We start from the raw sequence: 20,617 nt of genomic DNA, 5'->3' as shown, positions 1-20,617 counted from the left end.
ACCTTTCATATGAACCAAGAACTTATATGAATCTAACTCCGGCGACCATGTACAAACTTATCATTACTTTATGTTTCCTATGCGTCATTCAGCTAAACACATCAACAGGCCAAACAGTATTCGTTGACCCTGCAAAAGGAAGGGACAACGCAACAGGAACAATAGGAGATCCACTGGCAAGCCTTGAAAAAGCGATTGCCCTGGCCAATGGTTTCACCGGAAAGGAGGCGGTTACCATCAAGCTTGCTCCCGGCCTGTATACTCTCACGCAACAGTTGGTGCTACAGTCTTCTAACCCAACAGATACGGGGAAATACACCATAGAGGCATCCATCTTGCCCGATGACACCGGTTGGCTGCCCTCCAAAATGCCGGTTATACAATCTGTTTCTCCCAACAATAAAAACTACGGGAGCTTTGATCATTGCATCGGCTTCCAGGTTGAACGCAATAACACCTGCTTCAGGGGATTGAAATTCCTGGGTAACACCCATCCTTCTGTTGTTTACTATTATGCAATCGAGCGCCACCGGCCTGAACTAAAAGACATGGAAATTTCGCAATGCTATTTTGTAGGCAGTAAGAATTCAGCGCCAATACAGGGCGCCATTTTCGCGCAAGGCAGTGGTATCAAAGTAAGCCATTGTGTATTTTATGAATGCAGGAACGCACTTTTGTTATTCTTATCTGTAACAGGGTTTTCCCTGACCAATTCTATTATATATGGGGCTTACGAAGGGGCCATATGGTTCGGAAAATATTCAGATTTTGTTTTCAGAGATAATATTATAGCAAATAATAATTGCTTCTGGATAAGTATGAAAGACTACAAAGCCCAATATACCTTCACCAACTCTTTAATTACAGGGAATGCTATTGAAATGGGTCTGAATAACAATGGTATCATCGAAAAAGATGAGGTGAATCACCCGGTTATGAAGAATATTCAGCGATCAGGAAAAGTGCTGCTTACCGAAACAGATAAAGACACGATACCGGTAAACTATCTTAACCTATCTCCTGCCTCAGCAGGAAAAGACATTCCAGCCGGGATATTCAGGTTAATGAGAAATCGTTGAAAATGACAGATATCTTTTCCTACTCTTCAATATCCTCCCTGCCTAAGAAATATTCTCCAGATAATTAAGCACTTCCTCCTTCTTCCGGCTGGAAACTGGTACCTGTTCATTGTTTTGCATTTTTAAATATCCTTCCCTGTAGTACTTTTCCACATAGTGGAAATTAACCAGGTAAGACTGGTGGCACCTCAGGAAGCCGGCGGGCAACAGTAAACCCTCATAGTCCTTCAGGCCCTTCGACACAAGGATTTCGCGCTTGTTCTTCAGGTAGAAGGTCGTATATCCCTTGTCGCTCTTGCAGTACATAATATCTTCTATCGAAACAATTTCTATATATTCAATGCTTTTCAATGCAAGCCGCCTGGGCACTGTTCCGCCCTGTGCCAAATAATGCTGCCGGGCTATTTCCAGCTGCTGCTGGTCAATAAGTTCCTGCTTCCGCTGGTGGAAACATTTTTTCAGCATTTCCGTTAAAGCGGCTTCGTCTATCGGTTTCAACAGGTATCCGAAAGCCCCCATATTGAGCGCCTGTATGGCATACTGATCATAGGCCGTAAGGAAAATAACCTGGAAGCCTTCATTCCCTATTTCATGAAATAGCCGGAAGCTGTCGCCGTCTTTCAGCCGGATATCAGCCAAAATAATGTCTGGTTTCAAGGCGGGTATTTCCCTCACCGCCTGGGCCACCTCGGGTGAATTCCCTATGACCTCTACAAAGGGAATGCCTTGAACGACCTGTAAAAGGTGCTTCAATATGAGCGCTTCATCTTCAAGAATATAAAGCTTCATGTATGATTATTTTCTGGTTTAGTCTTTAATTTCCGGTATTACAATACGCACGGTAACACCATGTGTTCCGTTATTGTCTTTATTTTCAATATTGAAGTTCGCTTCCTGTCCGTTGGATTTGAAAAGCGCCTCCAGTCTTTCTTTAAGGATAATTCCGGCAAGCGACCTTTTCTTTTGCGGGTTCTCCTCCTTACTGGTAAGGCCTTTGCCGTTATCATCCACCAGGATGATAACCTGGTTGTTTTCCGCGCTGAATGATACCCTGAGCATGCCTTTGTATTGAATATTCCTGAACCCGTGCTCTATGGCGTTTTCAACAAATGGTTGCACTAACATAGGAGGAATCAGTATATCTTCAGGATAAAGATCCGCTGCTACCGTTACCTGGTAATCGAAGATCCCTGCGAAACGCATCTGCTGCAGCTGAAGATAATTTTTCAGCGAGGTGACTTCTTCTTCCAGGTTGATAAAATCCCTCCTGCTTTGTTCCAGCACACTGCGCAACAGCCCTGAAAATGCTGAGAGGTAACGGACAGATTCTTTTGTATCGCCGGAAGCGACCAGGCTTTGCAGGTTGGCGATGGAGTTAAAAATAAAATGCGGGTTTAGCTGTGCCTGTAGTAATTTTTGCTCGATGTTCAGGCGGCTGTTCTCTAATTGGAGCATTTTATTTTTTTCTTTCAACCGGTATTGCCGGTGAATTATATAGAAGAATAAAAGTATGCCAATGAATACCAGCGATGCCAATGCCAGCGTCCATCTCTGCTGGCGGATCACCTTTTCATTCAACGCATTTCGGCTGCTTAGCTCAGCGATATTCCGGTCCTTTTTCTCTGCTTCATATTTTGTCTGTATCTCCGCTACTTTAACTGCTTCTATCTGTTTAATATGATCTATTTCTACGGAAAAGGCGTAATCCGCTGTCTCCATGGCTTCTGCGTAGTCGCCTTTCTTTTTATACGCCTCAATAAGTCCCTTGTAATAATTGGGATCTTCTTTCCCATTTTCCCTCTTTTTGGCAAGGGCAATAGCCTCTTTATAGTAGTGGATCGCCGAATCCAGCTGGTTATTACGGATAAAACTGGTAGCTAAATTATTATACGCATATGCCTGCAGGTTATTGGTTTTCTTTAAATAATTAAAGAAGATCTTGCTACATTCAAGGCCCTTTTCAGATTGCCCCTGGCGGGCATATACCTGTGATAGGTTATCGTAAGACCGTGCAATTGCCATGCTGTCGCCGATGCTTTTCGCAAGGTCACGCGCCTGTACATTATACAGCAGCATTTTATCATAATCATCCCCCCTGGAGGCCAGCATGAAAGAAATATCATAATACCGTTGCCGGATTACGGGATGGGATTTGTAAGGATGGCTTTTATAATAGCGTTCGGTATATTCCAGTGATTCTTTTTCGTTGTGGTTCTGGTAATAAGCTTTGGCCATCAGGTCGTAAAAGCGATAGGTCAGCCTGCTATGGGCGCCTTCCGCTTTTTTCATGGCGGCCAGTATGTCATTCATTAAAGCCCCTTCTACCATAGTGCCGTTGGCGGTGCTGTTGTCCAGGAGGCTGTAGGTTTTCAGCAGCTCCACTTCCACATCGCCCTTTGGTCCGGCCATCTTCTTGTACTCGGCTATTGCGCTGTCCCGTTGTCTTTCCAGGTTATAATATCTTCCCCTGAAATAATGATAAAATGGGTTCACATTGCTGTCAGCGGTGTGCCGCAGCAGGCTGTCTTCCCGGTAAGTCGCGCTTTTCATTCCGGCAGATGACAGTGTATCCAGGGAGATGATCAGGGACAGGTAATCTTTCCGGGGCGCTGCAGGAAGGGCATTTCCCTGATCCTTCCCCGGCTTTTCTTTATCCTTGCACGAGGCAATAAAAAGCAGGGTCAAAACCGAAATAACCGCAAAGGCGGCTCTTGCATTCATCAATGATGTAAATTTAGCTGCACAAAAAAACATAAATATAAACGGTTCTTCTTTTTCTTCCCCGGTTTTATAATGATTATTCTCTAAATATATAATTTAAAACGTTCAATAACCGGCCTGGTAAATATCCAGTAGCTTTCATCCCATATCCGTAGCGCCTGATCCAATATTTGCACCTGCTTCCCTTTTCAGATAAGGGATAAGATATTTTCTATTATCTGTATTTTTACCGGAAGAAAACTTAGCATCAAACCATAATGGCCAGGAACGCAATTTTATTACACCAGGAGCAACTAGCGCCAGCAGGCGTTGAAATAGAGCTGATGAAAAGTTTGGACCAAACCGTGCAAATCCCGCATAGGGACGACCATTATATGTTCATCATTCAACTGAAGGGACGCTTTTTATGGGAGCTGGATTTTACGGAAGTCATCATGAAAGGACCCTCCATAAGCTTTGTTGCCCCCGGTCAGGTGCATAGATATATCAGCTATAAAAACTGCGAGGGCTGGTTAGTATTTGTGGACAACGGGCAAATATCCACGCAGATCCGGGGAATATTCGACACTTATCTTAATGCCCGTCAGTCGGTGGCGGTTCAAAAGGAGGATGCGGTTTTTAAAATAATGCCTTTGTTTGAAGATCTCCTTCATCAGCCATCATTACCACTTCAAAAAAACTTAATAAGCTCCCTGACAGCAACGCTGGCGGGAATGATCGCTTCAAAAATAATACAGTCACAAAACACCCTGAGCCTGGTTGGCGGGCAAAAGTACAATACCGTTCTCCGTTTCAAACAACTGGTCAATACAAAATGTAAAGAACTAAAACAGGTGAAGGCCTATGCGTCACTGCTCAACATCACTCCCCTTTACCTGAACGAAATAGTAAAAGAAGTCACCGGATTCGCCGCCAGTCATTGGATTCACCAGGAAATCCTGCTGGAAGCCAAGCGTTTGCTGTTCTATTCCTCTTTAGATATAAAACAGGTCGCTTACGAATTAGGGTATGAAGACCATGCATATTTCTCCCGCTTTTTTAAGAAGAACACGGGAATGACCGCCACCGGGTTCCGGATCAAAAACCATTAATTGTCCAATCATAGCCATTAGATGGCTACCAGCCGTTGCTTCGATGCCGTTTAATTTTGTATCCGTAAAATTTAAATTAATAATACGATACAAAATGACAGAGAAAAAACCAATAGCTACCCTGATAACCCCTGTTATCATATCAGTATTCGCTATTTATCTTACCATCGGAATGACTTTGGGAATACTTCCCGGTTTTGTAAAAAATGATTTAAAATTCAGTAACCTGGTTGTTGGCCTGGTCATAGGATTGCAATCACTGGCTACCTTGCTGACAAGGGCATATTCAGGGAAAACCACGGATACAAAAGGCGCAAAAACGAGTACCCTTAGCGGTATATTGCTTGTAATGTTCTCCGGTGTTTTATATAGTATAGCTGCAGCCAACAGCCGGAACGCCGCATTGGCATTAGGACTTTTAATGGTATCGCGGATTGTTCACGGCATATCAGAAAGCATGTCGGTGACGGGCGCATTAACCTGGGGAATAGGTTTGGTGGGCCAGGAAAGGTCCGGTAAGGTAATGACCTGGAATGGTATTGCCATGTACGCCGGCATTGCTATAGGTGCGCCGGTGGCCATCTGGATGCAAAGGTCCTTTGGAACAGGGTATGTTTTTGCCGTCATCACATTGCTGCCGGTTGTTGCCTGGCTCCCCACCATCAAGCTGCCGGCTTTACCTGTAGATGCCTCGCATATCAGGACACCTTTCTACAAAGTAATAAACCTGATTGGCAAACAGGGTTTGGGATTGGCATTTTCATCCATAGGATTCGCCTGCATTTCTTCCTTCATTTCCTTGCTGTTCACTGAAAAACATTGGGGCGATCCCTCTATGGCTTTCATGGCCTTCGGGGCGTGCTATGTACTTACCCGGGTATTTTTTTCTTCCTTCCCTGATAAGTATGGCGGATATAAAGTTGCGCTGGTTTCTTTAATGGTGCAGGCCACAGGACAGCTTTTGATTGGATTTGCCTCGTCAGAAGTGATGGCAATAGCGGGATGCAGCCTGACCGGCATTGGTTTTTCCCTGATATTTCCTGCATTAGGTGTGCTGGTGATCAAAAAGGTAGCACCGCAAATACGGGGAACAGCATTAGGTGCTTATGCCGCATTCTTTGATCTCTCTTTGGGACTGTCGGGCCCTATTGCCGGTATCATTGCAGGTTGGTATGATTATAAAGCCGTTTACCTGTTTGGTGCGTTCAGTTGCCTGCTGGCCATTTTCATATTGTTCTTTAACAGGAATAATGCGCCCAGACAGGTATAGCACAGTTATACGCCCCCATCAAGGGGCGTGTAACTTTTATTCAAACCGCAGCAGCTTTCTCAGCTGGTAAAAGAATCTTTCTATCAGCCGCAGGTCCTGCGTAACTATTTCAGCGTTGCCTTTTAATTCTTTATCAAAGGGAAGGGTTTTATGGAAAGATGTTTGAAGCCCTTCCGGCAAAATGACATTCACATAATAATTGCCATCTTTATCCGGTGCATTGGCGATATTTTTCACCCGGCCTTCCACCATACCAAATTCCTGGTAAGGATAGTTGTCCAGTTTCAGCAGCACTTTCTGTCCCACCTTTACCTTGCCTGAATTGGTGGCTGGCACCCGTAATCCGCCGATGAGCATATCTTTATCATCCGGCATCACGGACAACAGGATGTCTCCTGTTTTCACAAACTGGTTCTTTCCCAGGAACTGCTGGAAGCCCACTACACCGGCCACTGAAGAGGTAAGCAGGTAGTTCTGTTCCCAGGCGTTGAGTGATTTTCTCAGTTGCTCAAATAGTTGTCCGGTCTGCGCTGTTAAATTGATCTTATCTTTTTGTGCATTGATGGTTGCCCCGCTCCGGGTCTTTTCAATGCCCAGCATACCTTCCTGCAGCTGGGATATCGCAAGACTGATGTTTTCCAGGCTCTGTTCTGCCTGCAGAAATTTCATTTTTTCCAGGTTCATTTCCGATGCAGAAACAACCCTTTCTTTAAACAGTTCCTGGTACCGGTCGAATTCCCTTTTAGACAGCTCATACTTCGTTTGCTCCAGACTTTTTTGCTGCTGCAGCGTACGTATCCTGCTGCGTGATTCCGCCAGGCTCTTGTTGGCTGCTGCATAATCCGGGGAATAAGGCTGCAAAGTGGTATAAAGTTGTGCGTCGGTCAACGCGCGGGCAAAGGCATTGTAGTCCGCCTGGATCTCTCCCAGTTTGAACCCCGCTACTTCACCAAGTGGGAAGTGCTCCACTCCTTTGTTACCCAGCGAATCAACAATAGCCCTCAACCGGATCACGTCCTTGTAGTCGGCAGTGGATTGCAGCACCATCAGTATCTGCCCACAGGAAACCGGCTGATGGTCTGTTACAAATATTTCCTCTACTTTGGTATTGATCCTGGCTTCCAGCTTCTCCGGCGGATTCCGGGAGGAAATGATGACGGCAGAAGGAACAAATTCCGGGTACTTTATCACGCAGCTCATCACTAAAATGAGCAGCAGTATAAAAAATATGGTGGTATTCCCCCAGCGGACCATCCAATGCGGTGGCTGTGTAAGAATGTCCTGCACCCCTTCTGAGTGCAGTTGAATAGTGTCTAAGATATCCTTTTTAGTTTCCAAGTTCCAGTTGATTTTTTACGAGCCGGTAATACTCTTTCCTGAGCGATACCAGTTCATCATGACTTCCTTCTTCCACTACTTTTCCTTTATCCAGTACAATGATCTTATCGGCATTTTTCACGGTTGACAACCGGTGCGCAATGATCACCGCCGTTTTTCCTTTTAAGAACTGTTCCAGGTTGCCCATGATCGCTTTTTCTGTATTGGCATCCAGCGCACTGGTGGCCTCATCAAAAAATATATATTCCGGCGATTTGTATACGGCCCTGGCTATAAAGAGCCGCTGCTTCTGCCCGCCGCTGATGCCAATGCCTTCATTCCCGATCTTCGAATTGTAACTTAATGGCAGGCTTTCCACAAAATCGCGGATACATGCCACATCCACGGCCTTGCGGAGTTGTTGCCGGTTTATATCATCTATCCCTATGGCAATATTTTTTGCGATGGTATCATTGAATACGTACCCTTCCTGCATGACCACGCCACATTGATCGCGCCAGTACCGCGCAGAAATATTCTGCAACTGTACATTCCCGATTTTAATTTCACCCTCGCCCGGCTCGTAGAACTTCATCAGCAGTTTCAGCAGGGTTGTTTTACCGCTGCCGCTGGCGCCTACAATGGCAGTGGTTTTGCGGTATGGTATACGCAGGCTCAGGTGCTCGAACACCGGCGCACCGGCACCTACATACCGGAAAGACACATTATTCAATGCAATATCCTGCTCCGGTATTTCTATCATCGTTTGCACATCAGTACGTTCTTCATCCTCCTTATCGTGGATCTCTCCCAGCCTTTCCAACGATATTTTTGCGTCCTGCATTTGTTTGACAAAGTCCATCAGCTGCATCAGCGGGCCATTCAGCTGGCCAATGATGTATTGCACCGCCAGCATCATTCCCAGGGTAAGGTTACCATCGAGTACCAGTTTTGCCGCAAGAAAACTGACAAAGATGTCTTTCATCTGGTTGATAAAATTGGAGCCCACCGTTTGCCATTGTTCCAGCGACAATGACCTGATCTGGATCTTAAACAGTTTCACCTGCATAAATTCCCAGCCCCAGCGCATCTGCCGCTCTGCATTATGCATCTTGATTTCCTGCATGCCATTCACCAGTTCAATCACTTTACTCTGCTCCTGTGATACCTGCGAGAAACGTTTATAGTCCAGCTCCTTTCTCTTCCTGAGAAAAAAAGATATCCATCCTACTGATAAGATAGCGCCCAACAGGTAGATCAGGAATAAGCGGTAATCATACAGCAACAGCACCACGCTGAAAATAACCAGGTTCACCAACGAGAACAAGGTATTTAGCGAAGAATTGGTCAACAGTTGTTCTATCCGGTGGTGATCATTGATACGCTGCATAATATCGCCGGTCATACGGGTATCAAAATAGCTGATAGGCAGTTTCATCAGTTTTATGAAGAAGTCGGACACAATGGAAATATTAATCCGGCTGGAGAGATGTAACAAAATCCAACCCCGGATTACTTCTATTCCCATTCTCCCGATAAACAACATCACCTGTGCCAGTAATACCAGGTAAATAAAGTTCAGGTCGTGGTTCTGGATGCCTATGTCTACAATGCTTTGCGTCAGAAAGGGGAAGATAAGCGACAGCAGGCTGCCCGCAAAGAGACCTATTGCCAGCTGGGCGATCAGCTTTTTGTATCTGAAGAAATAACCGAAGAGGAAAGAGAAATCCTTCCTGCTCCGCGGTGTTGCTGCATCTGCTTCATAAAATGCAGGACCCGGATCCAGCAGCAGGACAATCCCCTCCTCGTCGCGCTCCTGCTTCCCTTTTCCTATCCAGCCATCTATAAACTCCTGTTGCGTATATTTTATCAATCCGTAAGCAGGATCGGAAACATACACGAATGTATCCGGTCCTGACTTTTTTATTTTGTAAACAACAATAAAGTGTTGCTGTCCCCAATGACAAATGCAGGGCAGTGGCGCCTCTTCCAACAGCGTAATAAAATCTATCTTTACCGCCAGGGACTTAAAACCCAGCCTCTCCGCTGCGGCAGACAATCCCAGCAAAGAACTCCCCTCCCGCGTGGTTTCCGCCAGCGACCGGATAGTCTGAATATCGGTCAGCCGGCCGTAATGCTTGCTGATGATCTTTATACAGGTAGGACCGCAATCCTTCCTGTCCGGCTGCATATAAAAAGGGAATGCTTTCAGTTTCATATTAGTTTATTGTCTCTCCCAGCCCATACCAGGCAATGGCAGCATGCTTCAACGGATTCTCCGTCCAGTCCTCCCAGGTGTTACTGTACGGATCGTACCCGCATTTAAGCGGCCTGGAATAAATATCCTGTGGATCTTCCACGTAAGCCCGGCAATCGGTGCATACATGTCTGAACTCACAATCTTTACAAACCGCTATTTCATCTTTACGGATTTTTCCATACCGGTGAAATGCCTGATTGTCCAATACTTCCTGCAGCGGTGTGTTTGTTATATGCCCAAAGTTATCCGGCAGTGAAGGACAATTCCTGATATATCCGTTCAGATCTATGCTCAGCTTTCTGTTCAGGCAGGTATTATGATGCTGGCTCTCGGTGAACAGTTCCATGTTTGAAACGAAGTAGCTGGAGCGGATTTCACCGCAGGCCAGGCAGGAATTGATATGATTGCTGAAGAAAATTACGGGCACCGAACCTTCGAATATTTTCTCCGGCTTATCAACCGGTGCTGAATGAATCAGCAGCGACTTCACGCGCGGATATTTTTTTACCAGTTTATCCAGCGTTGGCAGGTCCAGCATATCGTCATACGGCAGCACCAGTTTGATGAACTTTAGCGTTGTGCCGTTGAACACTTCCAGTAATTCGCGGATCTTATCCAACGCTATTTTCCCGTAACACCTGATTTCCAGTGCCTGTACATGCAGGTCGAACAGCTCGCGGAAAAAAGGGCCGGAATAATCGATAGCTTCATTATACTCAATAATTACGTTGGTGATTGCTGAGTACCTGTCCCAGCTGAGATCCAGCGGTATCAGTTCCGGTAGCAGCCGGTCGTCCGTAAATCCCAGTTCTTTGCTCAGCACAAAATTAATGTAACCCATAATGGTTTTACGATTATCTTCCCCGTAATGGGCCATGCATTCGTCGATAGAATGCTGTTGCAGGAAGAGGAACACATCGGCGGTATCGTTCGGGATATGGTAAAACCTGCGCATTTGCAGATCGCAGAGCAGCGACATACGGGCTCCCTTCACGAGCCGGCAGTTTGCGTATAGATTTAAATATTCCATTATCAGAATTTGGAGATCACTTTATAAAAATTGAAAAGCTCAAATCCTCCGGAATTTATTTTCGGGGCCTTTTCAAATTTGAGGATGGGATAGGTTTGCTGCTGGTTATCCTGGTCCAGGAAATACAGCGACAGCGGCAATCCCTTCTTCTCTTTCAGTTTACTGGTGAATTTCTTTTTCATGAGCGCTATTTTTATGCAGCAACAATGCTAACTTCTTTTCCAGGTAATAGTTGCAGGGGTAAGACACCATGCCGAACTGGCCCTCGGGGTTAATTTCGAGGAAGTGGTAGTTTCCCTGCATATCTACCATCAGGTCAATAGAACCTGTGCGGAACCGCAGTGCTTTCATCAGCTGATTCAGCTTAAGTTCCAGATCTGCTGGTAGTTTATAGGGCACTGTCCTGTTTGGCCGCTGGTTATCGTAGTTCCGGAAATCATCTTTTGTTTTCCGGTTGTTTTGCGAAAAAATAGCCATCGAATGGCACTCGCCATCCAGGTAAAACGTGCGTATCTCAAACTTCTTGATAATCTTCTCCTGTACCAGCGAGGGGAAAAATTTCTCTGGTACCAGGTGAAGATTGGCTTTGTTGATGGTTTTGGTGAGCATCTTGTACTTTTCGCCATCAGCGTCTTCTACAAAAATACATTCGCTGACAGGCTTTACGATTAGCTCGTTGCACTTATCCAGCAAATGTATAATTGCAGCTTTGGTGGTCACCACTTCCGTAAAAGGGATGTTAATCCCGCATTGACGGGCAAGGCTCAACACATGCAGTTTATTCAGGTTATCTTCGGAGATGGGGTCATTGAGCCACTTATGGCGGTCAATGGTAAAAAACAAGAGGGAATGAAGGCCGTTGAATTCATCTACCAGGAATCGTTTAAGTGTGTACTCCGTATTAAAGTCTGCTTGTTTAAGACGGTATTTTACAGGAAAGCTGCTGATCTTTCTCCGGTACCAGACAGCGGCAATTTCATTGTTGCCTGGCAGATCATCCAGGTTTTGAATATCGAAGAAGTCCTCCCCATTAACCCGCAGGTAGGGTATCCGCAAATGGTCCATCCACTGGCAAACATGATCCGTGGTGCCTTCCAGGTGCGATTGACTTAATATAAGGATCTGTTGAGACATGGTGTACAGTTGATTACTGGTAGTAAGAACTGCCGGCAATCACCGGCAGTTCTGTAGTTTCCGGACATAACAATGGCGGAAGGAGATGTTTATTACTAGTCGCGTTTGTGGTCGCAGATGTAAACATCCGGTCCTGAATAATGGGTAGGCGAGTGAATGGTGGTACCTGCGCCATCGCCGGAATCAGCCAGCTCGCTCACGAGGGCTAGTTTTCCGCCCTTAATCGTTTCCAGGGATTCAATTTTCTTTGCATTCAGTTTTTTCAACTTTTCCATAGTTTTTAATTTTTAGAGGTTTTACGTTTGGGATTACTTGTTAGGATCATTCCGGGTATCAGTTACATAGTGCTGACCGTTCCACGAAGCATGGTTTTCCGTGGTTCTTTCCTGGTCTTCGAGGAAGAATTCAAGGGCGAGTGCTCTGCCGCCTTTCACCGTTTCCGGAGATGCTACCTTTTTGGTAACCAATTTTTCTAACTGTTTCATGTTATTAGATTTTAAATCTGCCTTAAAATTAGGCGGCAGGAGCAATTCCGCGGAGAGGCAAGGCATATTTGACTGGTTACGATCCATATTCGTAGTACTTGGGGAAATAATTGCAGCGTTGGCCAGGCAGATACCGGATTCAAGTTGGCACCATGTCTTGATTTTCTTAATTTTGTAAGATGAAAAAAGGCCAGGCACGTTCGGTATCCGCATTCAATAACGATCTCAAACTAAAAGGCTTTAATGCCTTCCAGATTGAGGATGATAGTCAGGCTACCCGCTTTTACAGCCGGAAGGATTTTTATAAGATTTGCCTGACCACGGGCAAAAGCATTATTCATTATGCCGACCGGAGCTTCCATGCGGAAGGTACGGTGCTGTTCTTTGGCAACCCGCACATTCCCTATTCCTGGGAAACCCTGTCGACCACCTACGTAGGCTATACCTGTTTATTTTCAGAAGAATTCCTGAATGTTTCAGAACGCGCGGATATCCTGCAGCAGTCGCCATTTTTCAAGATAGGTGGCACCCCTATCCTGACCATCACCGACGCGCAGCGGATTTTTCTCAATACCATTTTCCAGAAGATGATCGGGGAACAGCAGAGCAGTTATATCTTTAAAGATGACCTGATCCGCAATTATATCAACCTGATCGCGCATGAAGCCATGAAAATGCAGCCTTCTGAAAACTTTGATCAGCATAAGAACGCCGCCAGCCGGATCACCGCTGTTTTCCTTGAGTTATTGGAACGACAGTTCCCCATTGAAAGCCCGGATAAGCCGCTTCAATTGAAAACGGCACAGGACTATGCGCAAAATCTCGCCCTGCACGTTAATTACCTCAACCGCGCGGTAAAAACAGTGACTGGTAAGCCCACCACTGCACATATTGCTGAACGGATCATCAGCGAGGCGAAGGCGCTGCTACAGCATACCGACTGGAACATTGCTGATATTGCTTATGCATTGGGCTTCGAATATCCCAGCTATTTTAATAATTACTTTAAAAGGATGACCGGTACCAACCCAACCTCATTGCGCAGCCTGGAAGTTTGAAATTCTTAACTATTGGTTTGATAGTCATAAACAGCAAAGGGACGGCCCATCCTACCTTTGCGTGATGAAAGATATTTTCGAGAGACTACAAGCCGGGGAGCCCGTCGCGCTGGATGACCCGGAATTTTTCAAAGTGGATGCAGTGGTTAACCGAACACTGGCCCTGTCGCCGGCACTCAATGCTGCTGCCAGCGTAGAGGAGATAAGAGCAAAACTCAGCGAAATTATTGGTACTACGCTGGATGAAAGCACCGCCATATTCGCACCCTTCTATACCAACTTCGGCCGCTTTATCAAAATTGGCAAAAATGTGTTTATAAATCATGCCTGTTCTTTCCTGGATATGGGCGGCATTACCCTGGAAGACCATGTACTCATCGGGCCAAAAGTGAATCTCATTACGGAAAATCACCCGCTCAACCCGGCAGACCGCCGGAGCATGTTGTGTAAACCCATTTTAATAAAAAAGAACGCCTGGATCGGCGCGGGCGCCACCATTCTGCCCGTTGTTACCATCGGTAAAAACGCAGTGGTGGCAGCAGGCGCGGTAGTCAGCAGGGATGTTCCTGACAACACGGTGGCAGGCGGGGTGCCGGCCAGGTTGATCAAAACAATTTCCTAATAAGGCATGTCCACCTTTTTTACTAAAATCTGAAGCAGTCATTAATTTCAAATAAAAATTATGAGTACCACATCAGTAAAAGCATATGGCACACCGGCAGCGGAAGCGCCATTGAACATGCTTGACATCAGGCGAAGAACAACGACTCCGCACGACGTGGAGATCGATATTCTTTATTGCGGGGTTTGCCACTCCGATCTGCACACGGCGCGTAATGAATGGCATTTCACCGTGTATCCTTGTGTTCCGGGTCATGAGATCGTAGGCAGGATTGTTCGTGTAGGCGATCATGTGACCAAATTCAAGGTCGGAGATGTAGTGGGTGTAGGTTGCCTGGTTGACTCCTGCCGGGAATGCCAGTACTGCCAGGAAGGCCTGGAACAGTTCTGTGAGCCGGGCCCCACCCAAACCTATAATTCGCCCGATAAATACCTGGATACGCCTACTTTTGGCGGTTACTCAGAAAGTGTTGTGGTAGATGAGAACTATGTATTGCGCATACCAGAAAACCTTGACCTGGCCGCAACAGCGCCATTACTATGCGCCGGCATCACCACCTATTCTCCCCTGCGTCACTGGAACATAGGCCCCGGAAAAAAAGTGGGTATTGTGGGTATCGGCGGCCTGGGTCATATGGGCATAAAGATAGCCAAAGCCATGGGCGCACATGTGGTAGCCTTTACCACTTCCGCATCAAAGTTCGCAGAAGCCCAACGGTTGGGCGCCAACGAAGTGGTGCTGTCCAAAGATGAAGAGCAGATGGCCGCCTACAGGGGCAAACTGCACTTTATCCTGGACGCCGTATCTGCGGAGCATGATATCAATGCTTACCTGAACCTGCTGCGGGTAGACGGTTCGCTGGCATTAGTAGGCGCCCCTGAGCATCCGCTGCCGGTTGCCGCCTTCAGTGTGATCATGGGCCGCAAAAGTTTTTCCGGTTCAATGATCGGCGGCATTGCTGAAACGCAGGAAATGTTGGATTTTTGTGGAGCACATAATATTACCGCGGATATTGAAATGATCAATATCCAGCAAATCAACGAAGCCTATGAACGTTTGCTGAAAGGTGATGTGAAATACCGCTTTGTGATCGACATGAACTCTTTGAAAAATGCCTCGTAATGGAAATAACAAGAATAGCGTCCAAGCCCTCTGCCAAAGGACCAGCCGACTGGTTCACCGGGGCTGTACGCATTGATCCTTTATTTGACGCGAACAATGCCCGCCGGGCCGCCGCGGCCATGGTCACTTTTGAGCCGGGTGCAAGAACGGCCTGGCATACGCACCCCCTGGGTCAGACCATCATCATTACAGCCGGCCTTGGCTGGGTGCAACGTGAAGGCGGCCCTGTGGAAGAAGTACGCCCGGGTGATGTAGTATGGTTTGAACCTGGCGAGAAACACTGGCATGGTGCTTCGGCTTCCAACGGTATGACCCATATAGCCATACAGGAAAACCTGGACGGCAAAGTGGTAGATTGGCTGGAACATGTAACGGACGGGGAATATAAGCAACCCTGATTTCCGTTAGTTAACATACCATAAGGGCGCCCTTATGGTATGTTAACTAACGTTACCGGCTATGCGAACAATATTTCTCTTTAAAAAAAGCAGTACCGGCATCCTATAGCTGTACCAATTTTGGCGTATGCCCGGTAGAAGGAATAAAGTCGTTTATCACCCAGGCTGTACCCAGTTTGAGGTAACTGGTGGTAGTGCCATCGCTGCAACCATACCACTCTTCTGCCAGTATATCATTATCGATCACCAGCTGTACCTCCATTTTCTCATCCAGCATCAGCCCGAATATGGTGGTTGCACCTATATCTGTTCCCAGCATTGATTTCAGTAATTCAACAGGCGCAAAGGACAGGCGGGAAATCGCCAACGCTGCGCTCAGGTCTTTTGTTTTAAAAGGCTTCCCGGCGGTAGTAACCACTAAATAAAAATTTGTTTGCTGCCGGTTGCAGAGAAAAAGCGTTTTTACCGTTTTCATGTTCAGCCGCTCATCTATCCTGATACAGTCTTCCATCGTAATAGCAGGATCATTGTCGACCCGCTCATACTTCACCCCTCTCTCCTCCAACATTTCATATACCAGTTGCTGTAACGGTGTTTTAAACACCGGTGGCCTGGTTTGTTTTATCTCACTGACAAAAAACATATCAATACTCATTATTATTTCTTTCCAAAGAAAAATCACTGGTGGTCAAAGATAACCGATAGGCGTTAAAAAATAACCTGCGACATAAACGGGTCGCAAACCACCCTTTAAATTGTCGTATATAGCCTGCCTCTGAATCTGGTTTTCTTACCATCTTTGTTATGTCAACGATAAATACCAGTGGAGCAGCAACCACTCTAAAAACGGGCGAAACCGAAAAGCCAGATGAGTAGGAACAAAATTATTCCATATGTCAAACAATACTGTTTCACTCCACCGGGTTCTTAAAGCATCTCCCGAAAAGGTATACCGCGCATTTACTGAATCCACTGCAATCGCCTCCTGGCTGCCTCCTTACGGATTTCTTTGTACCGTTCATGAGCAGCAGGCAAAAGTAGGCGGTGCTTTCAAAATGTCGTTCCAGAATTTCACCACCGGCAACAGCCATTCATTCGGTGGAACATACCTGGAACTCAAACCCAATGAGTTTTTAAAATACACTGATAAATTTGACGACCCCAACCTGCCGGGAGAAATGACCACTTCTGTGTGGCTCCGGAAAACGATCGCGGGAACAGAAATAAAAATTACCCAGGAAGGAATCCCCGCCGTGATACCGGTGGAAATGTGCTACCTGGGCTGGCAGGAATCACTGGAAAAACTTGCGAAGCTGGTAGAGCCGGAAATACCGGATGCCTGAGGCAGCGAGCAATATACTTTCAGGGACCACCGGGTATATAATGCCTGATGATCCCTGAAAGTATGTCACTATTGGTTATTTTCAAGCAAAATGTCAATTTTGCTTTTTAGTATTGCCGATCGTCCCGGCGCCGGGGCATTGTCATCCGACACCGCTCCTTTTTTATCGATAAGCACATAGCGGGGTATGCCCGAAAAATTAAATTTCGCTTCCAGCAGCACTGATTCATTCTTATCTGCATAATAATGCTCCCCGCCATCAAACATTCTTTTCACAGTCGTGTCCCATAAGTTTTGATCACACTCCACTCCAACGTATAGAAAAACTATATCTTTCCCTTTTAGTTCTTTTGCCATTGCTATAGAGGCTGGCATTTCGCCCATACAGGGCCCGCACCAGGGAGCCCAGAAGTCGATGTATATCACCTTTCCACTGTAACGGGTAACCAGTTTCTGATAGAGCTGTTCCTGTTGCAACTTAAATCTACCCTGATTCCCTTCATGCGAAAATGTACCCGCAAGTTCCTGCTTAAGCTGTTCATTATCCTGTTTTACCAATGCACAAACAGGTTGATTACCGATATGCCGGGTCATAAGCTGCATGTTCTGCGGCAGAAGTGGTTGCCGGAATTGATTTAAATAATTGCTGATTACCCTCGCCAACAGAATATCTGTTCCGATACCAGGAGGCAACTCCCGCGCCAGCCAGGTCTGGATATTTAAATTGTTCCTGAAATTTTTGTAATTAACTTCATACAGGGAATAAAGCTGCGACACCAATGCCTCCTGCGGCGGGTTCCGGCTGGCTTTGGGCATTTTAAGCGCCCGTTTATCTTCCTGCGAAACCGGACCGGCATTCGTTTCAAGAAAGGCATATAATTGCGCGTCTGTTACATCAATGGGTATAAGTTGCCATCGTCCCATCCACATTTCGAAATATTCCCTTAAAAAAGCAGCATACTTTCCGGTTACCAGGGCTTTGGTGTTATTAATGGGAATTTCCTTTAAAAAATCAAAATATTCTTTGGTCAGCGGCTCCCGTTTCCCTTGCCGGTGCAGCCAGCCATACCTTACCAGATCCTCCGCAGCCCAGTAATGTATGTGCTGGGACATCGCCTGCCGGAAATCATTGCTGGTACGTTGGTTCCGGTTGAACACATCCAGGGTATCCAGCATTCTTTTCATCACGGCAAGGCGCCAGGACTTATAAGCGGATTGCTCCAGCGAGTCAATCATTCTCTTTTGGTTGTCGTAAGGAATGATGGCTGGCAGCTTTGGCCAGAAAGCATTTAAGTATTGGTTAAAGTGCGACAACCCACCAGAGAAACGAAGGGATAAAAATGTGGTGCCGGTTTCCCCGGCAGACAGTTTTTTACCTGCCTTGAATGCTGCCAGATCGAAGTATACATTTTCAGTTTGACCAGGCACCGCATACATCATAGAGTAGCTACCATCTATCAGCAGCATAATTTCCTGTGGTAATACCAGGGAGAAAGTAACACTGGATTTTCCGCCGCTGTCTAATTCGCATGGTATCGTTGTGGTAATACCATTATAGACAGAGAAATAGTTCAACTTCAGATATCTGAAAGCATCTGTCTTTGGGTTATAACCTTCAACAAAAATATTGACGGTAACATTCCCGGGATTAAGAGAGGCAGGAACGTTGGATAAAGTACGGGCCTGGCCTGTTAATATCACCGGATAAATAATCAGGAAGAGAATAACAAATTTTTTCATAGCAGCAGATCATTGACCCAGTCAGGCATCATATCTGAAAGCTACATAATATAAGTGTCATTTTAACAATAAAAATAAATACACCGTTTCCGGATAATGCAGCGAAGCTCCAGGCGGCAATAATAAAAGATATTTTTGTCTTTTATTATTCCGTACCTATCTTTGTGCCGTAATTAAATCACCAGGAGATATATGGCAGTCTTTTCCAAAACATGTGAATATGCGATGCGCGCAGTTTTCTACGTTGCGCAACGCTCTCATGAAGGCTACAGGGTTGGCATAAAAGAAATTGCCGGCCATATTAATTCCCCGGAGCCCTTCCTTGCCAAAATCCTTCAGAAACTCAGCCGGGAAGGACTGATCCAGTCCGCCAAAGGGCCTAACGGCGGCTTTTACTTTGATACCGCCTCCCTCAACCGGCCCCTCGCAGATATCGTAACGGCCGTTGATGGCAACGAAATATTCACCGGATGCGGATTAGGCCTCACCTACTGCTCCGAAAGCAATCCATGTCCCCTTCACGACGATTTTAAGAAAGTCAGGAACCAGATCACGCATATGCTGAACAATACCTCCATCGGGAAATTCAATATGGGCCTGATTAAAGGGAAGTTCACCCTGAACAAATAGTTTTTTTTATAAAAATAAAGGATAAAAAAGTCTTTTATTATTTAAAATTTAATAAGATGACACAGGAACAAAAACAGCTCGTAAAAGCTACGGTACCAGTACTCAGAGAGCATGGCGTATTGCTGACAACCCATTTCTATCAACGCATGTTTACCCATAACCCGGAACTGAAACACGTATTCAACATGGGCAACCAGCAGAATGGAAAACAACAGATGGCATTAGCGATGGCAGTACTGGCCTATGCAGAGAACATCGAAAATCCGGCAGTACTGATGCCGGTGGTAAACAGCATCGGACATAAACACACCAGCCTCGATATCCGGCCGGAACACTATGCTATTGTTGGCAAACACCTGCTGGCTGCTATCTCAGATGTATTGGAAAATGCGGCCACACCGGAACTGCTGGAGGCATGGGCCGTAGCCTACCAGCAACTGGCAGCGATCATGACAGGCCATGAGCAACATCTTTACACAAAACAGGTGAGTAAAAACGCCGGATGGACCGGGTGGAAACCTTTTATTGTAAAACAAAAAGTAAAAGAATCCTCCGAAATCACTTCCTTCTACCTGTATCCGGCCGACGGTGGCGCGGTAGCGGATTTTATGCCAGGCCAATATATCAGCCTGCGGTTATTCCTGCCTGAACTGAACCTCCGGCAACCCCGTCAGTACAGCATTTCCTGTGCTCCCAACGGAAAATACTACCGCATTTCAGTAAAAAGGGAAACAGGCGCCAGTCACCCCGACGGAATGATCTCCAACCGCCTCCACGATCATACCCGGGAAGGAGACGTTGTAGAATTATCCGCTCCTGCAGGCACCTTCACCCTGAATGAAAATATATCCCGTCCGAAGGTATTTATCAGCGGTGGCGTGGGTCAAACACCATTGATGGCCATGCTCGAAGCGCTTACCGGCAAACAGGCAGATACGCCCATCACCTGGGTACATGGATGCCGCAACGAGGCCGTACATGCCTTCAAAGAACGGCTCACACAACTGGCTGGCTCCTATTCCAATTTTAACCACCATATTTTCTATGATCAGCCGGAAGTACAGGCACAACATACCGGCTGGGTGGACCTATCCGAAATTAAAACAGACGTATTACAAACAGATGCAGATTATTACCTCTGCGGACCCGCTCCATTCATCACCCGGCATTATGGGTTCCTGGTAGAAAATGGCGTGGATGCGGCTTCTATTCATTTTGAAGAATTCGGCCCGGCCTCGTTACAGCTAAACAATTAGTTAACAAATACGTAAGGGGGCCTTTGCCCCCTTTTATTTTTTTTGTACCTTTTGCCTGAATT

The 20,617-nt window shown here is 46.1% G+C and carries 21 protein-coding genes; 10 read left to right on the top strand and 11 right to left on the bottom strand.

Annotated elements, in window-relative coordinates:
* The first annotated feature begins 47 nt into the window (after positions 1-47).
* Entirely contained in the window at positions 48-1,079 is a 1,032-nt protein-coding gene (locus QFZ48_RS25190; RefSeq protein WP_429048483.1) for a right-handed parallel beta-helix repeat-containing protein, read from the top strand.
* Between the two features lie 42 nt (positions 1,080-1,121).
* On the opposite strand, the gene QFZ48_RS25185 is transcribed toward QFZ48_RS25190, so the two are convergent.
* Both QFZ48_RS25185 and QFZ48_RS25180 read right to left on the bottom strand, forming a co-directional pair.
* On the bottom strand, positions 1,122-1,868 hold the full coding sequence (locus QFZ48_RS25185) for a LytR/AlgR family response regulator transcription factor (protein ID WP_429048484.1): 747 nt from the start codon (positions 1,866-1,868) through the stop codon (positions 1,122-1,124).
* Positions 1,869-1,886: 18 nt separating this feature from the next.
* Entirely contained in the window at positions 1,887-3,800 is a 1,914-nt protein-coding gene (locus QFZ48_RS25180; protein WP_429064291.1) for a tetratricopeptide repeat-containing sensor histidine kinase, read from the bottom strand.
* 323 nt (positions 3,801-4,123) lie between these two features.
* On the opposite strand from QFZ48_RS25180, the gene QFZ48_RS25175 reads away from it, so the two are divergent.
* The gene (locus tag QFZ48_RS25175) at positions 4,124-4,891 is read left to right on the top strand and encodes a helix-turn-helix domain-containing protein (protein ID WP_429048488.1); all 768 of its coding nucleotides are present in this window, start codon (positions 4,124-4,126) and stop codon (positions 4,889-4,891) included.
* A 94-nt stretch (positions 4,892-4,985) separates the two neighbouring features.
* Entirely contained in the window at positions 4,986-6,161 is a 1,176-nt protein-coding gene (locus QFZ48_RS25170) for an MFS transporter (protein ID WP_429064288.1), read from the top strand.
* Between the two features lie 36 nt (positions 6,162-6,197).
* Here the strand turns inward: QFZ48_RS25170 and QFZ48_RS25165 are convergent, their stop codons facing one another.
* The 7 genes from QFZ48_RS25165 to QFZ48_RS25135 form a co-directional block, all read right to left on the bottom strand.
* The gene (locus QFZ48_RS25165; RefSeq protein ID WP_429064285.1) at positions 6,198-7,499 is read right to left on the bottom strand and encodes an HlyD family secretion protein; all 1,302 of its coding nucleotides are present in this window, start codon (positions 7,497-7,499) and stop codon (positions 6,198-6,200) included.
* Complete coding sequence (locus QFZ48_RS25160; RefSeq protein ID WP_429048494.1) at positions 7,489-9,696, bottom strand: peptidase domain-containing ABC transporter; 2,208 nt, start codon at positions 9,694-9,696, stop codon at positions 7,489-7,491. The genes QFZ48_RS25165 and QFZ48_RS25160 overlap by 11 nt, the downstream gene beginning before the upstream one ends.
* A gap of 1 nt (position 9,697) precedes the next feature.
* On the bottom strand, positions 9,698-10,768 hold the full coding sequence (gene gwsS, locus QFZ48_RS25155; RefSeq protein ID WP_429064282.1) for a grasp-with-spasm system SPASM domain peptide maturase: 1,071 nt from the start codon (positions 10,766-10,768) through the stop codon (positions 9,698-9,700).
* Between the two features lie 2 nt (positions 10,769-10,770).
* Positions 10,771-10,950, bottom strand: a complete 180-nt coding sequence (locus tag QFZ48_RS25150) for a hypothetical protein (RefSeq protein WP_429048498.1) — start codon at positions 10,948-10,950, stop codon at positions 10,771-10,773.
* Positions 10,928-11,902, bottom strand: a complete 975-nt coding sequence (gene gwsG / locus QFZ48_RS25145; protein ID WP_429048499.1) for a grasp-with-spasm system ATP-grasp peptide maturase — start codon at positions 11,900-11,902, stop codon at positions 10,928-10,930. The genes QFZ48_RS25150 and gwsG overlap by 23 nt, the downstream gene beginning before the upstream one ends.
* A 95-nt stretch (positions 11,903-11,997) precedes the next feature.
* Positions 11,998-12,177 carry a hypothetical protein gene (locus QFZ48_RS25140; protein ID WP_370910629.1) on the bottom strand — a complete coding sequence of 60 codons (180 nt, stop codon included), beginning with the start codon at positions 12,175-12,177 and terminating at the stop codon, positions 11,998-12,000.
* Positions 12,178-12,210: 33 nt separating this feature from the next.
* Positions 12,211-12,387 carry a hypothetical protein gene (locus tag QFZ48_RS25135; RefSeq protein WP_370910628.1) on the bottom strand — a complete coding sequence of 59 codons (177 nt, stop codon included), beginning with the start codon at positions 12,385-12,387 and terminating at the stop codon, positions 12,211-12,213.
* A gap of 179 nt (positions 12,388-12,566) precedes the next feature.
* On the opposite strand from QFZ48_RS25135, the gene QFZ48_RS25130 reads away from it, so the two are divergent.
* The 4 genes from QFZ48_RS25130 (at position 12,567) to QFZ48_RS25115 (ending at position 15,587) form a co-directional block, all read left to right on the top strand.
* Positions 12,567-13,445: a helix-turn-helix domain-containing protein gene (locus tag QFZ48_RS25130; protein ID WP_429048501.1), complete on the top strand. Its 879-nt coding sequence runs from the start codon at positions 12,567-12,569 to the stop codon at positions 13,443-13,445.
* A 64-nt stretch (positions 13,446-13,509) separates the two neighbouring features.
* Positions 13,510-14,067: a DapH/DapD/GlmU-related protein gene (locus QFZ48_RS25125; RefSeq protein ID WP_429064280.1), complete on the top strand. Its 558-nt coding sequence runs from the start codon at positions 13,510-13,512 to the stop codon at positions 14,065-14,067.
* A 60-nt stretch (positions 14,068-14,127) separates the two neighbouring features.
* Entirely contained in the window at positions 14,128-15,189 is a 1,062-nt protein-coding gene (locus tag QFZ48_RS25120) for an NAD(P)-dependent alcohol dehydrogenase (protein WP_429048505.1), read from the top strand.
* Positions 15,189-15,587, top strand: coding sequence for a (R)-mandelonitrile lyase (locus QFZ48_RS25115; RefSeq protein ID WP_429064278.1), 399 nt, complete (start codon positions 15,189-15,191; stop codon positions 15,585-15,587). Before QFZ48_RS25120 ends, QFZ48_RS25115 begins: the two co-directional genes overlap by 1 nt.
* A 103-nt stretch (positions 15,588-15,690) precedes the next feature.
* Here the strand turns inward: QFZ48_RS25115 and QFZ48_RS25110 are convergent, their stop codons facing one another.
* On the bottom strand, positions 15,691-16,230 hold the full coding sequence (locus tag QFZ48_RS25110; RefSeq protein ID WP_429048507.1) for a prolyl-tRNA synthetase associated domain-containing protein: 540 nt from the start codon (positions 16,228-16,230) through the stop codon (positions 15,691-15,693).
* Between the two features lie 250 nt (positions 16,231-16,480).
* On the opposite strand from QFZ48_RS25110, the gene QFZ48_RS25105 reads away from it, so the two are divergent.
* Positions 16,481-16,930 (top strand): SRPBCC family protein, encoded by a 450-nt coding sequence (locus QFZ48_RS25105; RefSeq protein WP_429048508.1) that lies wholly within the window; start codon positions 16,481-16,483, stop codon positions 16,928-16,930.
* A gap of 68 nt (positions 16,931-16,998) precedes the next feature.
* On the opposite strand, the gene QFZ48_RS25100 is transcribed toward QFZ48_RS25105, so the two are convergent.
* A complete protein-coding gene (locus QFZ48_RS25100) occupies positions 16,999-18,669 on the bottom strand; it encodes a TlpA family protein disulfide reductase (protein WP_429064275.1) in 1,671 nt (556 codons plus the stop codon).
* Positions 18,670-18,861: 192 nt separating this feature from the next.
* Here QFZ48_RS25100 and QFZ48_RS25095 point away from each other — a divergent pair, with 192 nt between their 5' ends.
* Positions 18,862-19,299, top strand: a complete 438-nt coding sequence (locus QFZ48_RS25095; RefSeq protein ID WP_429064272.1) for an RrF2 family transcriptional regulator — start codon at positions 18,862-18,864, stop codon at positions 19,297-19,299.
* A complete protein-coding gene (gene hmpA, locus QFZ48_RS25090) occupies positions 19,296-20,555 on the top strand; it encodes an NO-inducible flavohemoprotein (RefSeq protein ID WP_429065553.1) in 1,260 nt (419 codons plus the stop codon). Before QFZ48_RS25095 ends, hmpA begins: the two co-directional genes overlap by 4 nt.
* Positions 20,556-20,617: the final 62 nt, after the last annotated feature.

The sequence above is a fragment of the Chitinophaga sp. W2I13 genome (assembly GCF_050434005.1).
In the GTDB taxonomy this organism is placed as follows: domain Bacteria; phylum Bacteroidota; class Bacteroidia; order Chitinophagales; family Chitinophagaceae; genus Chitinophaga.
Note: the sequence above shows the minus strand (reverse complement) of the source record. Positions and strands in the feature narration are given on the sequence as shown.